This window comes from Paenibacillus sp. W4I10, assembly GCF_030816325.1.
Classification (GTDB): Bacteria; Bacillota; Bacilli; order Paenibacillales; family Paenibacillaceae; genus Paenibacillus; species Paenibacillus amylolyticus_B.
The window spans coordinates 4,850,083-4,864,523 of sequence record NZ_JAUSXX010000001.1 but is presented as its reverse complement, the minus strand read 5'-3'; the positions used below and the strand labels follow the sequence as shown (position 1 = coordinate 4,864,523).

Annotated in this window: 14 protein-coding genes and 1 rRNA gene; 11 read left to right on the top strand and 4 right to left on the bottom strand. The window is 45.1% G+C overall.

Going from position 1 to position 14,441, the window contains the following annotated elements; genetic code table 11:
• Positions 1 to 20: 20 nt before the first annotated feature.
• The gene (gene pyk / locus QF049_RS21875) at positions 21 to 1,436 is read right to left on the bottom strand and encodes a pyruvate kinase (protein WP_062838171.1); all 1,416 of its coding nucleotides are present in this window, start codon (positions 1,434 to 1,436) and stop codon (positions 21 to 23) included.
• 112 nt (positions 1,437 to 1,548) lie between these two features.
• Between pyk and QF049_RS21870 the strand changes: the two genes are divergently transcribed.
• Complete coding sequence (locus QF049_RS21870; RefSeq protein WP_036607966.1) at positions 1,549 to 2,328, top strand: helix-turn-helix transcriptional regulator; 780 nt, start codon at positions 1,549 to 1,551, stop codon at positions 2,326 to 2,328.
• A gap of 134 nt (positions 2,329 to 2,462) precedes the next feature.
• Here QF049_RS21870 and QF049_RS21865 read toward each other — a convergent pair whose 3' ends face one another.
• The gene (locus tag QF049_RS21865; protein ID WP_307540563.1) at positions 2,463 to 3,134 is read right to left on the bottom strand and encodes a phosphatase PAP2 family protein; all 672 of its coding nucleotides are present in this window, start codon (positions 3,132 to 3,134) and stop codon (positions 2,463 to 2,465) included.
• Positions 3,135 to 3,440: 306 nt separating this feature from the next.
• On the opposite strand from QF049_RS21865, the gene QF049_RS21860 reads away from it, so the two are divergent.
• The 4 genes from QF049_RS21860 (at position 3,441) to QF049_RS21845 (ending at position 5,628) form a co-directional block, all read left to right on the top strand.
• A complete protein-coding gene (locus QF049_RS21860; protein ID WP_307540561.1) occupies positions 3,441 to 4,229 on the top strand; it encodes a CPBP family intramembrane glutamic endopeptidase in 789 nt (262 codons plus the stop codon).
• Positions 4,230 to 4,379: 150 nt separating this feature from the next.
• Positions 4,380 to 4,616 (top strand): DUF6953 family protein, encoded by a 237-nt coding sequence (locus QF049_RS21855; protein WP_036607962.1) that lies wholly within the window; start codon positions 4,380 to 4,382, stop codon positions 4,614 to 4,616.
• A 395-nt stretch (positions 4,617 to 5,011) separates the two neighbouring features.
• Positions 5,012 to 5,212, top strand: a complete 201-nt coding sequence (locus QF049_RS21850) for a cold-shock protein (RefSeq protein WP_024633772.1) — start codon at positions 5,012 to 5,014, stop codon at positions 5,210 to 5,212.
• Positions 5,213 to 5,400: 188 nt separating this feature from the next.
• Positions 5,401 to 5,628, top strand: a complete 228-nt coding sequence (locus tag QF049_RS21845; protein WP_017691121.1) for a cold-shock protein — start codon at positions 5,401 to 5,403, stop codon at positions 5,626 to 5,628.
• A gap of 243 nt (positions 5,629 to 5,871) precedes the next feature.
• On the opposite strand, the gene QF049_RS21840 is transcribed toward QF049_RS21845, so the two are convergent.
• Positions 5,872 to 6,219 carry a hypothetical protein gene (locus QF049_RS21840; RefSeq protein ID WP_307540558.1) on the bottom strand — a complete coding sequence of 116 codons (348 nt, stop codon included), beginning with the start codon at positions 6,217 to 6,219 and terminating at the stop codon, positions 5,872 to 5,874.
• 165 nt (positions 6,220 to 6,384) lie between these two features.
• Between QF049_RS21840 and QF049_RS21835 the strand changes: the two genes are divergently transcribed.
• On the top strand, positions 6,385 to 7,119 hold the full coding sequence (locus QF049_RS21835; RefSeq protein ID WP_307540556.1) for a class I SAM-dependent methyltransferase: 735 nt from the start codon (positions 6,385 to 6,387) through the stop codon (positions 7,117 to 7,119).
• Between the two features lie 57 nt (positions 7,120 to 7,176).
• On the opposite strand, the gene QF049_RS21830 is transcribed toward QF049_RS21835, so the two are convergent.
• A complete protein-coding gene (locus QF049_RS21830) occupies positions 7,177 to 7,821 on the bottom strand; it encodes a GntR family transcriptional regulator (RefSeq protein WP_036671927.1) in 645 nt (214 codons plus the stop codon).
• A 322-nt stretch (positions 7,822 to 8,143) separates the two neighbouring features.
• Between QF049_RS21830 and QF049_RS21825 the strand changes: the two genes are divergently transcribed.
• From QF049_RS21825 to QF049_RS21805, 5 genes are all read left to right on the top strand, one after another.
• Positions 8,144 to 8,965 (top strand): transporter substrate-binding domain-containing protein, encoded by an 822-nt coding sequence (locus tag QF049_RS21825; protein ID WP_124118875.1) that lies wholly within the window; start codon positions 8,144 to 8,146, stop codon positions 8,963 to 8,965.
• Between the two features lie 23 nt (positions 8,966 to 8,988).
• On the top strand, positions 8,989 to 9,645 hold the full coding sequence (locus QF049_RS21820; protein WP_307540553.1) for an amino acid ABC transporter permease: 657 nt from the start codon (positions 8,989 to 8,991) through the stop codon (positions 9,643 to 9,645).
• 141 nt (positions 9,646 to 9,786) lie between these two features.
• Complete coding sequence (locus tag QF049_RS21815) at positions 9,787 to 11,007, top strand: ornithine--oxo-acid transaminase (RefSeq protein ID WP_307540551.1); 1,221 nt, start codon at positions 9,787 to 9,789, stop codon at positions 11,005 to 11,007.
• Complete coding sequence (gene rocF / locus QF049_RS21810) at positions 10,997 to 11,959, top strand: arginase (protein ID WP_307540549.1); 963 nt, start codon at positions 10,997 to 10,999, stop codon at positions 11,957 to 11,959. Before QF049_RS21815 ends, rocF begins: the two co-directional genes overlap by 11 nt.
• Before the next feature lie 614 nt (positions 11,960 to 12,573).
• A 16S ribosomal RNA gene (locus QF049_RS21805) occupies positions 12,574 to 14,126 on the top strand.
• The last annotated feature ends 315 nt before the right edge of the window (positions 14,127 to 14,441 follow it).

The window sequence follows — 14,441 nt, the reverse complement described above, 5'->3', positions numbered from 1 at the left end:
CTTCAGTTTCAGCTATTGAATTAAACTTGTTGAACTTTGATCAGGTTTGTATTACCGGATTGACCGATTGGAACACCAGCGGACAATACAATGATGTCACCTTTTTCAATGTAACCTGTTTTGATTGCGTTACGAGTAGCAGACTCGAACATTTCATCCGTTGTGGTTACTTTGTCGCCCATAACCGGAATAACACCGGAGAGCAGGCAGATTTTCGCCAATACTTCTTCATGTTGAGTAACTGCGATGATTGGTGCTTTTGGACGATATTTGGAGATCATACGCGCTGTGAATCCACTCTCAGTCGAAGTGATGATTGCTTTTGCATTCAGTACGAGGGAAGAACTTACAGCGCCCTGACTGATAACTTCAGTAATATCAGCGATCTGTTGAGCCGATTTTTGTGCGAATTGCTCTTTGTAATCGATCATCGTTTCAGCACGGCGAGCAACAGCAGCCATCGTGCGCACGGATTGTACCGGATATTTACCAGCAGCTGATTCACCGGACAACATCACAACGTCAGCACCTTGAAGTACAGCGTTTGCCACGTCACTAACTTCGGAACGAGTAGGGCGTGGGTTCACTTGCATGGACTCCAACATGTGTGTAGCTACGATAACCGGTTTACCAGCGCGGTTACATTTATCGATCATTTCTTTTTGCATCATGGGTACGTCTTCGATCGGCACTTCAACCCCGAGATCTCCACGAGCTACCATGATACCGTCAGATGCTTCAATAATATCGTCCAGGTTTGTCATACCTTCCTGGTTTTCGATTTTGGAGATGATCTGTACGTGGTCTACACCGCGTTCTTTCAAAATGCTGCGGATTTCACGGATGTCGTCACCTTTACGAACAAAGGATGCTGCGATAATTTCGATATCGTTTTCGATCCCAAATCCGATGTGCATAACGTCACGCTCGGTTACACCTGGCAATGTCGTTTTGATTCCTGGCAAGTTAACCCCTTTGCGTGGTTTCAGAATGCCGCCACTGATGATTTTACAATGGATATCGGATCCTTCCACAGACAGTACAGTCAGATCCACAAGGCCATCATCGATGAGGATACGATCGCCAGGTTTCACAACGAGGTTCAGTTCTGGATAGTTCACCGAGATACGCTCAGCGTCACCGAGAATTTCTTCGGTAGTCAGGATCAGCTCTTTACCCGCTTGCAGATGGCAGGATGCTTCTTTCAGTTTACCGATACGTACTTCCGGCCCTTTGATGTCCATCATGATCGGTACATAGGTGTTCAGTTCGGAAGCTGCTTTGCGGATATTGTTAATCCGTGTAACGTGATCTTCCAGTTCGCCATGAGCCATGTTCAGACGGGCAACGGTCATACCTTCCTGAATCATTACTTTTAACAATTCGATTGAGTCACAAGCAGGTCCCATGGTACAAATAATTTTTGTTTTTAACATGCTAATTTCCTCCTCATATTTAAGCTTATATGTGTATTGTAGCGTTTTCTGTCGAATCAGGGTATGAACTATAGTACAATGATTAGAGTATAGTCCGATAATGAGGTGTGTTATGGTCACTCCACTTGAAGTACGACATATTAATGGTGTCGGTTGGTACGAAGAAGCTGTGCAATCTCAAGAAACTTGGCGGCTTAGCTTGGTTACTTATGGAAAATGTGTATATTGGGTGAACGGTGATAAACAGATCATGGAGAAGGGGGAATTGCTCCTCATTCCAGGTGGTACCCCATATTACGGCAAGAGTATTCCTACAGTAACGCACACACAGATTGTAATTCAACTGCAACGCGACCATACGGAAACTCTGCCTGCACTGGAACGGTATGAGGCTTTGCGGCATAAACCTGGATGTTATGAGCTGATCCATCAACGCATGAGCGCTATTTATCAACAATGGCAGGAGCGTCCGTCTTATTATGTCATGATGAGCCAAGCCTTATTGATGGAAGTGTTGATTTATATGAACAGGGAGCTTGATCGTGGAGTTATCCCGCCAGAGAGGCATAATCATGTTGAACGGATGAAGCGATATATTGAGCGGCATTATCGGGAGAAAGTAACGAAGGAAGAACTCGGGGACGAGATTAATAAAACTCCCAATTATGCTGCCGCATTGTTCAAAAGCATGACAAATCAGACCATCAGTCAATATGTCCATGATCAACGGATGAAACGAGCCATATATCTGCTCACCGAGTCACAACTCTCCATCCAGGAAATTGCCGAATTTCTCGGCTACCGGGATCTGTCTTATTTTTACCGCATATTCAAACGTATAACCGGAAGTCCACCGTCTGACCTTCTTCATGAACGTCCACCTATAGCATGAAACGCGTAGTCCAACCCAAATAAAGTTCTTCTATATAAGTAGGTTTAATTAAATGAGTACAAAAAAAGAGGGCTTATGCCCTCTTTTGCTGTATAGCAGGATCATCATCCCACCTGTTACATATATAAATGTCGTTATACATGACTGCTTGGGTTAGAAGCTGTGAGTGGTTGCTTGCCTTTTTTGCGTGCCTGCCCAAGACGAAGAGCAAAGACATGTACAGTCCAATACGCGGCCTCCGCAAACAAAATGCCGCCGGCGATGTCCAGCAAGGAATGCTGTTTTACAAACACCGTCGAAGCAATAATCAACCACAGCCATACCGACCAAGAAATCCGTGCCAAGGGCTTAAAGCTCAAGTGTCTATTGATCACAATAAACAGCAAATAGCTGGTCAGAACGTGAACACTTGGGAAACAGTTGAAGGGCGCATCATTTGTATAGATAAACTGTACTAACACGCTGCTCAGATCAGTTCCGCCGACCTCCGGGCGCGGGACATGGGTAGGGAACACCGCAAAACAGACATTGGCAGCCATGACACCAACATTATAGGTAATCAACGTACGCCAGAATAGTGACTTGTTCGTCAGACCCAAATAGAGAAATCCAAGATACAGAATGGGCATCCAGCTAATGTACGGATAAATAAATTCTTTGAGAAAAGGAATCTGTGTATCAATCCAAGCATAATTGTAGAAGACATCACTTCCGGTGTTGCTGCCTAGAAATACGTAAATGGAGCCTTGGAGCGGTATGCACAGAATAGCCAGTAAATGCCCCCAGCGCTGAAAGAATGCTTTCATAGTATCCTCCTGATTTCATTATGCATTGTGAAACTATCGTTAATGGGTACTTCATAGATATATGACGTTGAAGAGTCGCCACACCCCTGCAGCTTTGAACTCTTGTAATACTATAATGGACAGATAAAGGTATAAGCCATACCTGATTTTAGGGGAAAAGAGGTTAGTATAAGTCTCTTTTTTGTTACTTTTATAGTTTTATCCATAATAGGGATATTCAATATACGGATGATGTGATACAACTATATTGGCATATAAATTCATATGACAACGAAAAAAAGTAAATGAAACGAGGTAGGGAAATGTATGATTAATCCGCAATCTAAGCCAAAACATTCCTTTTCCGAGCGCAAACCTGTGCTCACCGTTGTGATTATTGAGCTACTTCTCTTGTTAGCCGTATTTGCTGCAGGAGCCATTGCGACGATAAAGCAACTTGACTACACTTCCCCTGTACTCATTTCCTTTACACCCATCGCAATTGTTCTGATGATCTATCTGACGTTAAGGCGCAAGTGGGGAGAGACTGGATTCCGATCTTTGCGAAGTATCCCAGCTGGCCACGCAAAGTATTATATTCCACTACTCCTTGTACTGGGTACACTTTCACTGAAAGGATTTGGGGAGCTGAGCTTGTCACGGGCAGCCTTTTTCATCTTTTTTACCTTGCTCGTAGCTTTTGTTGAGGAAACGATCTATCGTGGACTTATTTTCAAAACATTGCTTCAAAAAAGTGCAGTGGCCGCAGTTGTGACCTCCAGCATATTGTTTTCGATTACACATCTGCTGAACGCATTGTCTGGTCAGGATATGACGGATACGATCATGCAATTGATCTATGCGCTGCTCCTGGGAGTTGTACTGGCGCTATTGATGCTGAAGAACGGAAATATCGTACCGCTTATATTGTTTCATTTCATACATAATCTGATTCAATTTCTAGGGAATGACCTGGAGGACACAGGTACACTGCCTTATGATCTGTTTATACTGGCAGTACTGATTGCTTACTGTGCATGGTTAGTGTGGAGCATTCGAACAAATTCGTCTATTCCATCCAAAGGGAGTGAGCAAGCGAATACGGTTGTTCATTAAGGTTCTTTCCGGTATTGCTTGAAAGTAGTTATCATACAGTTTCCCGTCAGCAGTTGGATCATGGTATACTTCAGTCTGGCGGGAAGACAGATATGTTCATGATACGAGGTCTGCCTATCCGTACATTAGGTTTAGACAGTAGGTGATATAGTGGAGAAGACAGCACAAGGTGTAGCAGAATGGATGGTACAGGAGATTAAATTCACAGGAACACTTCATCAGGAAGCTGCCATAGAATATGTGAAGACCCATTTTGGTGAAGAGTTTGTTTTTGTGAACGAGAACGGCAATACATCATTGTCCAAGGAAGTGAAGAAGGCTTTCCGAAAGCTTCATCGTGGGCAGATCGCCTGGGATCGGGATGCATTTATGTGGGCATGGACATAGTGTGTTATACTGGAGTAAGATGATTCATTGGTTGTGTTGGATATGCATGTCAGAATATTATATAAAAAATGTATAAGATGGATTAGATCTGCATATCCTTTCATAAGACCGTACACAAGCGACCAGGCACATAAGCGTGATAAGCCTTGGCCCCACGCGTGGTAATAACATGTATTTCCAAAGCTGTTTGAAAAGAAAATACAAAGATTTGCTTTTTGGCTGAAATGGAGTTATAATAAAAACAAGTTGTAGAGAGTGGAAAACCTAATTCATATATTGTAAAGGGCGATCACTTATAGGTTTATGACTGGTACCTTTTTCAATGTGTGAATTTTTATTTGCTTGCTGCAAAGAACAAAGGAACATGTTAATCTTTATTTGGAGGTGTAATTCACATGCAAAACGGAACAGTAAAATGGTTCAACGCTGATAAAGGCTTCGGTTTCATCGAAGTTGAAGGCGGAGAAGATGTATTCGTACACTTCAGCGCTATTACAGGCGAAGGCTTCAAAACGCTGGACGAAGGTCAACGCGTGCAATTTAAAATTGTACAAGGAAACCGTGGTCCTCAAGCAGAAGAAGTTGTAAAACTGTAATTAAAGCATAGCTGCCTTTAACATGTTATAATGGTAAAGGCAGCTTCTTTTTTTTGATTAGTTATATAAAAGTCGACCCAATAGTTGTCGAGACAGAAGTTCGGTGGTACGTAAAACTTCCGCTAAGTGTAGGCTTCTGTGAAATAACGTCGGTTAGATGTTTTTCCATAACAAAGGGGGTAGAAGTCATGTATAATCGCAAAAAACCGTTGGAAGAGATTCCACAAGCTGATGCGGCAATCTGGGAATGTACGAGTGATACGTGCAAAGGATGGATGCGGGACAATTTTGCGTTTGATAACGTACCTACTTGTCCGATATGTGCTTCTGAGATGGTCAGCACGACTAGGATGCTACCATTGCTTGAGAATTCGAATAGTAATCTGAAAACGATGCCTAAAGGAAATCGGATTTAACATAGCTTACCCGCCTCTAACGAGGTGTTTTTTTTTAAGATCAAACAGACACCCTGTGCGAAGGTAAGGGTATTAAATATGAAGTTCCCGGCATTCGTTTTAGCGAATGCCTTTTTTTGTATCTTTTTTTTACAGAAAGTATACTTTAATTGACGGGAATCGTATGAAAAGATAAAGACCCTTTTTGCTATAAGCAAAAAGGGTCTTTGTTGTGACTACAATTGTACCACGTCCAGATTGAGTTTAGATGAACAGGAATGGCAGCAGAAATAATGTTGCTACCAGAGCCAGATCGATTCCTGCTCCGTAGCCGTAACCCCCACCGTATCCTCCATATCCATATGGACCGTAGGCCGAAGATTTAACTTTCTTTGATGTAACAGCGTTTTTCTTGCTGCTTTTTACCAGCTGCTGTTTGGATTTGACTGAACACAGCCGTGGTCCCTCGAAACATCCGTTCAAATAAACTTTGCCATCACGACATTGACTAAGCGTACCATACATATGCTTACCGTCGTTCATAACGAGACAAACGGAACGTCCAACGTGCGGAGAAACCGTTTCTTCACATACCGGGTTAATTCTGTACATGCAAAATCCTCCTCATTAGATGCGGTTGCCGCTTGAATTCAACGGTTTGTATATCATAGTAAAAAGAAGAGCAATTGGTATGGACGAGTACCCGGAAAATCGAATGGGGAGGAGCCGTTTTTGAATCTGCTCCATACACTGGGAGGAGTGAGGAGGGGGTATCGCGTGGATTATCATGACATGCTGGCTCGGTTAGGGGAGGGAAGTGCCCATCCTGGAGGATTTTTGGCAACACTGAAGTTGCTGGACGGCTTATCTCTGCCTTTGGGTAGTCATATTCTTGAGATAGGGTGCGGTACTGGAAGGACTGCGTGTTACTTGGCTAAAAGTGGATATCGGGTAACGGCGATTGATCTTCATCGAAATATGCTGGATAAGGCAGTTCGGAGAGCGAGACGAGAACAGGTGGATGTTCAATTTGTTCAGGCTGATGTAGCATCGTTACCTTTTCCGGAAAACCATTTTGACGTGGTATTCGTGGAGTCGGTCACGATCTTCACCCCATGGCGGAGTGCACTTGCTGAGTATAGAAGGGTGTTGAAGCCTGGTGGACTTTTAGTGGATCGGGAGATGGTTCTATCAGGCCAGAAGACCGAATTGATGTGTCGCAGGTTAAAGCAATTTTACGGTATACGAACTCTGGTAACGGCCACAGCATGGAGAAAACGCCTCAAGCATTGTGGTTTCACCAAGGTAGAGGTCAAGGAACATTCGCGATCCATGGGAAAATGGGGCGTTGATCATGATCCACATCGCGAGATCGATATGAATTGGTTTGAGGATGAACGTATGCAGCGAATGAGTCAAACCAATGATCGTTTGCTCGCGAAATACGGCAAAAAGTTGGGATATGCTGTTTTTGCGGCTAGGGCACCGTTGGAGGTCAAAAAGGAAAAATAGTAAAAAGACAACTCACACAATCGTGTGGGTTGTCTTTGTTTGTTCTGACAGAACGTACTACAGCATATCGTTATCGATAATCCGCCAGTGGTGTTTGAGCAGGGCTTCCAGTTGGTTCTTATCTTTGGCTCGAAAAGCACTTAAAATTTGTCGGTGCTCTTCATTAACTTCGAGCAGTACCTCAGACAGCTTAGGCTTATTATCACTAACATACGACTGCCGGATGAAACTGTTCTTCAGTGTGTTTAACATCTCAATGACTGTGGCGTTACCACATCGCTGAATGTACAGATTATGGAACTGATATTGGTTCTTGTTGTAGGCAGCAAGATCAAGCTGACTGATATCTTCGTCCATTCGGACAACCAGAGTTTCCATCTCCAAAAGTTCAGATGGTCTGAGATGGTCTGCTGCAAGTGTGGCAGCAAGTGCCTCCAGCACACCGATTGCTTGGGAAAACTCCAGTTTTTTGCCTGCATCAAAAGGAGTGACAATAAATCCCCTGCGTGGGATGTATTGCAGCAGATTGTCTGAAGCCAGCTGGAAAAGGGCCTCACGGGTAGGCGTGCGACTGATGTCCAGCTTTTTGCATATCTCGGCCTCGTTGATCTTCTGGTTGGGAAGTAACGTCCCGTCCTGAATCTTCTGGGCAATGTAATCGTATACGTGATCTTTCAAGGATCGGTATTTGGGTACCTCCATACCGAATCCTCCTTTCTATGTATAGTGAATAAATAGATGGGTGTGAGGCCGTACTGTACGCGCCGTTCAGGAGTTTCAAGTTTTTATCATCTTAACACCGAGGGGGGAGTTGGGCAAGCAAACTTCATGTTTCAGCCGATGTAAATGCTGTGTTATGTATAGCATATTTTATGGAATTAAAGCGTATAAATGTTTAAATAATGATTGTGATAAACCGAATTGTTTGTTAGTATTACTTACATATAAGTCCATATATTGTATTATGTATATTGTATACAAATTATTATGTTACTCATTCAAAAAAAGAATAGGGGTATGATGTGTGAAAAAAGTGCTTTTGCCAATGATGCTGTTGTTAGTGGTTGTATTCATGTCCGCATGTGGGCAGGAAAAAACGACAGGAACCGGATCAGACGCTACTTCGTCTTCGGGCAGTAGCTCTGCGGAAAAGGAAGTAATTGTACTTGGAACCAGTGCGGACTATGCACCCTATGAATTTCATAAGAAAATCGATGGTAAAGATACCATTGTAGGTTTCGACATCGAGATTGCGAAAGCAATTGCGGCTGATCTGGGAGCCGAGCTGAAGATTGAGGACATGGACTTTGATGGCCTTCTTATGGCTCTCGGTACAGATAAGGTTGATTTTGTAATATCAGGCTTAACCCCTACCGAAGAACGAAAGAAGAATGTTGATTTTACGGATATTTACTATTATGCAGAGCAGGCTGTACTTGTTAGAGATGGGGAAGGTACGGCATTAAAGTCTGTGAATGATCTATCAGGCAAGCAGGTTGGTGTACAAAAGAGTTCCATTCAGGAAGGGATTGCTCAGGAAATAGAGGGAGCAAAGCTCACTTCTCTGGCCAAAATACCTGAACTGATTCTGGAGTTGCAGACGGGGCGTGTAGACGCACTCATCCTGGAGAAGCCGGTGGCTGAACAGTATGTAAAGAACCAAGAGGGGCTTGTTGTTGCAGGTGTGAAGATTGAACAGGCTGAAGACGAGGGTGGTTCGGCCATCGCGGTGAAGAAGGGTAGTCAGAAACTGCTGGATCAGATCAACGCTACATTGGAAAAGCTCAAAACGAACGGAGATATTGAACGGTTCGTCGTTGAAGCGAATGAGATGCTCGGCGAATAAACCGGACGAGTGAGGGATATGCCGTGAATTTAGATTTTTCCTTTCTATTAGATCATTGGCAAGATTATGCACGAAGTGCATGGGTTACGCTTGAGCTTTCCTTCTTCGGTGTTCTGTTTGGGACGTTACTTGGTGTGATCATGGCATTAATGCGATTATCCCGAATATGGCCAATTAAATTTGTGGCATCGGCGTATATTGAACTCATTCGAGGAACACCAATGCTCGTACAGATTCTTATTATTCATTATGGTCTGACGGTTGTAGGTGTGAACTTGCCGGCATTTATGTCGGGGGTGGTAGCTCTGACGATGAATAGCTCCGCTTATATGGCGGAGGTGTTCAGGGCCGGGATTCAGGCGATTGATAAAGGACAGACCGAGGCTTCGCGCTCCCTTGGTATGACACATGGTATGACACTTCGCTACATTATACTGCCGCAGGCTTTTCGTAACATGCTTCCAGCCATCGGTAATGAATTCATTATTATCATTAAAGATTCTTCGCTTGTCTCCATGATCGGCATAGCCGAGATTATATACACGGCCAGAACGATTCAGGGTGTTACGTTCCAGCCGCTTGCTCCGCTGCTCGTTGCCGCCGGCCTCTATTTTATAATCACATTTACACTGGCTAATTTACTCTCTTGGTTGGAACGTAGACTGTCTACTTCTCGCTAACTATTGATAAAGGATTGGAGTCGAGGAAGGCTTGGAGTAGGCTGGAGTGGAAAAAGAGAGATGTAGTCGTAAATGGCGATGGCATCGCATACATTGTTATTGTATTTTGTATACAATATTTTGGAAAGGTGTTGGGTGTGTATGTCAGATTCCAAAATGTTAATGGATTGGTCGGAGCGTTATGCTGCACCTAATTATCATCCGCTCCCTATTGTTATTGAGCAGGCGGAAGGGGTATGGGTGGAAGACCCTGAAGGCCGCCGTTATATGGATATGTTAAGTGCATACTCTGCATTGAATCATGGTCATAGACATCCTGTAATCATACAGGCGCTCAAGGATCAGGCAGATCAGGTTACGTTGACATCACGGGCATTCCACAGCAGCTCCGCTTCTCTTTTTTATCAGAAACTCTCACAATTCACGGGGAAATCGAAGATTCTCGCCATGAATACAGGAGCGGAAGCGGTGGAGACTGCGGTAAAAGCGGTACGTAGATGGGCTTATCGTTGCAAAGGTGTACCGGAAAATCAAGCCGAGATTATCGTATGCTCTGGTAACTTTCACGGAAGAACTCTGACGGTCACGTCTTTCTCTTCTTCGGCGGAGTATAAAAAAGATTTTGGACCGTTCACACCTGGATTCCGAATTATTCCCTATGGAGACATTGAAGCACTGAAGCAAGCCATTACACCGAATACAGCAGGCTTTCTTGTAGAGCCCATTCAAGGTGAGGCAGGAATTGTTATCCCGCCCGATGGATATCTGGCTGAAGCTTTTGCATTGTGCAAACAACAGCAGGTGCTAACCGTATCTGATGAGATCCAGACCGGTTTTGGAAGAACAGGTCGCCGTTTTGCCTCTGACTGGGAAGGTGCTGAACCAGATATCTGGATTATGGGCAAGGCGCTGGGAGGAGGAGTCATGCCCATCTCGGCTATTGCTGCTAATGCGGAGATAATGGATTTGTTTGAACCCGGGTCTCATGGTTCTACGTTTGGCGGGAATCCACTCGCCTGCGCCGTGGCTGTAGCAGCTCTGAAAGTCCTTGAAGATGAGAAGCTCGCCGAGCAATCGGAGCATCTGGGCAACTATTTTATGAAAAGACTTCGTGATATTCGCAGTTCGGCTATAAAGGATATTCGGGGTAGAGGTTTATTTATTGGGGTTGAGTTGTATGGATCAGCACGTCCTTATTGCGAACGTTTGATGTCTGCTGGACTGCTGTGCAAAGAAACCCATGAGACAACCATTCGGTTTGCTCCACCACTAACGATTAAAGAGTCCGAGATTGACTGGGCATTGGAGAGAATTGAGCTGGTTTTGACAACCGATGAAGGAGCTGACCTACATGAAAAATGATGATGTCCTTGATGGCACACAAGATACTTCTACTAATACAAGTCATACTTCTGTGCGGCGCAATGTTGCCATCATTAAGGTTCCTTTCGGACTCGGTGGAGCGAGAGGCGGTGCAGAGTTGGGGCCCGATGAATTAATTACAGCTGGACTGAAGCGGGAGATCGCGAGCCTGGGACTAGTGCTTTCCAAAGAAGTGCGGGTAGAGTGTCCAACTGAACCATCTGTCCCTGCTGAGCGGAATCGGGTGAAATATTTAAACGAAGTACGGCAGGTCAGCGAGAATGTGTTTAATGAAGTATCTGTTGCGGTAGAGGAGGGGGCCTTTCCGCTTGTGCTTGGAGGAGATCATAGTGTAGCGATAGGTACTTTCGCCGGATTAACTGCGCATTATTCTAATCTGGGGGTGATCTGGTTTGATGCGCACGCAGACTTGAATACGGAAGAACGAAGCTTGTCCGGTAACATGCATGGGATGAGTGTGGCTGCTTCTTTGGGTCATACTGCATATAATCTGTCTCACATTGCTGGGGCAGGCGCATTTATAGATCCATCCAATTTGGTCTATATTGGTCTGCGTGATCTGGATGAGTATGAGAAGGAACAGATTAAGGGACTGGGCATCCAAGCATTTACGATGCATGATATTGACCGGATGGGTATACAGCAAGTTATTGAGCAAGCAATAGCTATAGCTGGTGATGGAACGGATGGTATTCATGTCAGTTTTGACATGGACTGTCTGGATCCGCGTGAAGCTCCGGGGGTAGGCACACCTGTACCGGGTGGTTTGAATTACCGAGAGGCACATTACGCATTAGAGCTACTTGCTTCCACGAATCAAGTTACGTCCATGGAACTGGTTGAGGTGAACCCATTGCTTGATCACAATAGACATACGGCAAGGCTTGGTGTGGAACTGATCGCTTCTTTGCTCGGTAAGCGCATATTGTAAGCACTGAGAAGTGAATCGGAATGTGTAAGCTGCGCTCAAGGAATGACTCCCTTATTTATATAGAAGGAAAGAAAACTGAGATTTCCGAAAACTAGGGCTAGTCACAAGAAATTGTTCACTGCATTCGCAGTGGAAGTGGCTTCCCTGGTTATGTTTAATGGATAAGTATATTAGAGGCGCCGTAATGAGGATGCTGAGAGTTATTTCTATAGTACAGGAGCGTCAGATTACATATTGTGCTGATGAAGTAGTTTGATTATCATTTTTGAAAAAAGACTTGCAATTGAAATCTGTACATGATATATTCTAATTCCGGCCAAGAAAACACGGTTTACACGGTGCGGCAAGCAAATCAAATAAGCTTCGAAAGAAACTTAAAAAAAGAGCTTGCAAAGTTGGTTCGGACATGATATTATATAAGAGTTGCTGAAGAGAACGACATTCGGTAACAAAACAAGTTTGATCTTTGAAAACTGAACAACGAGTGAGTAAACATTCTGCTTGCAGAATGAACGCTCCAGTTTGAAACAAGCCTTGGCTTGAATCAACTGGAGCACAAATGAGATTTTTAATCTCGTCAGATTCAAAATGAGCTTATCGCTCTTTTCAATACTTTATTGGAGAGTTTGATCCTGGCTCAGGACGAACGCTGGCGGCATGCCTAATACATGCAAGTCGAGCGGACTTGAAGAGAAGCTTGCTTCTCTGATGGTTAGCGGCGGACGGGTGAGTAACACGTAGGCAACCTGCCCTCAAGTTTGGGACAACTACCGGAAACGGTAGCTAATACCGAATAATTGTTTTCTTCGCCTGAAGGAAACTGGAAAGACGGAGCAATCTGTCACTTGGGGATGGGCCTGCGGCGCATTAGCTAGTTGGTGGGGTAACGGCTCACCAAGGCGACGATGCGTAGCCGACCTGAGAGGGTGATCGGCCACACTGGGACTGAGACACGGCCCAGACTCCTACGGGAGGCAGCAGTAGGGAATCTTCCGCAATGGGCGAAAGCCTGACGGAGCAATGCCGCGTGAGTGATGAAGGTTTTCGGATCGTAAAGCTCTGTTGCCAGGGAAGAACGCTTGGGAGAGTAACTGCTCTCAAGGTGACGGTACCTGAGAAGAAAGCCCCGGCTAACTACGTGCCAGCAGCCGCGGTAATACGTAGGGGGCAAGCGTTGTCCGGAATTATTGGGCGTAAAGCGCGCGCAGGCGGTCATTTAAGTCTGGTGTTTAATCCCGGGGCTCAACCCCGGATCGCACTGGAAACTGGGTGACTTGAGTGCAGAAGAGGAGAGTGGAATTCCACGTGTAGCGGTGAAATGCGTAGATATGTGGAGGAACACCAGTGGCGAAGGCGACTCTCTGGGCTGTAACTGACGCTGAGGCGCGAAAGCGTGGGGAGCAAACAGGATTAGATACCCTGGTAGTCCACGCCGTAAACGATGAGTGCTAGGTGTTAGGGGTTTCGATACCCTTGGTGCCGAAGTTAACACATTAAGCACTCCGCCTGGGGAGTACGGTCGCAAGACTGAAACTCAAAGGAATTGACGGGGACCCGCACAAGCAGTGGAGTATGTGGTTTAATTCGAAGCAACGCGAAGAACCTTACCAGGTCTTGACATCCCTCTGACCGATACAGAGATGTATCTTTCCTTCGGGACAGAGGAGACAGGTGGTGCATGGTTGTCGTCAGCTCGTGTCGTGAGATGTTGGGTTAAGTCCCGCAACGAGCGCAACCCTTATATTTAGTTGCCAGCACTTCGGGTGGGCACTCTAGATAGACTGCCGGTGACAAACCGGAGGAAGGTGGGGATGACGTCAAATCATCATGCCCCTTATGACCTGGGCTACACACGTACTACAATGGCCGGTACAACGGGCTGCGAAATCGCGAGATGGAGCCAATCCCAACAAAGCCGGTCTCAGTTCGGATTGCAGGCTGCAACTCGCCTGCATGAAGTCGGAATTGCTAGTAATCGCGGATCAGCATGCCGCGGTGAATACGTTCCCGGGTCTTGTACACACCGCCCGTCACACCACGAGAGTTTATAACACCCGAAGTCGGTGGGGTAACCGCAAGGAGCCAGCCGCCGAAGGTGGGATAGATGATTGGGGTGAAGTCGTAACAAGGTAGCCGTATCGGAAGGTGCGGCTGGATCACCTCCTTTCTATGGAGAATCGTTTCCTGCAACGGAAACATTCAAATACAAGTCTTCAGGGAGCATGCTTCCGAAGCGAGCTTTACTTCGTAAAGCTTTTAACTCACTCGTTGCTCAGTTTTGAGAGCTCAAACTCTCAAAACAGCTTGCTTTTGCATGGAGCTTGTTCTTTGAAAACTAGATATCGAAACGAAACAAACGCGAATTAGAACATTCCTTTTTAGCTGAACTTGTGTTAAACAAGTTTAAATAAAAACGGTAGATTGCACGTACGATGGTATCGAATGGGAGCGACTTTTGGCTTTGCGCAAGCAAAACAAGGGA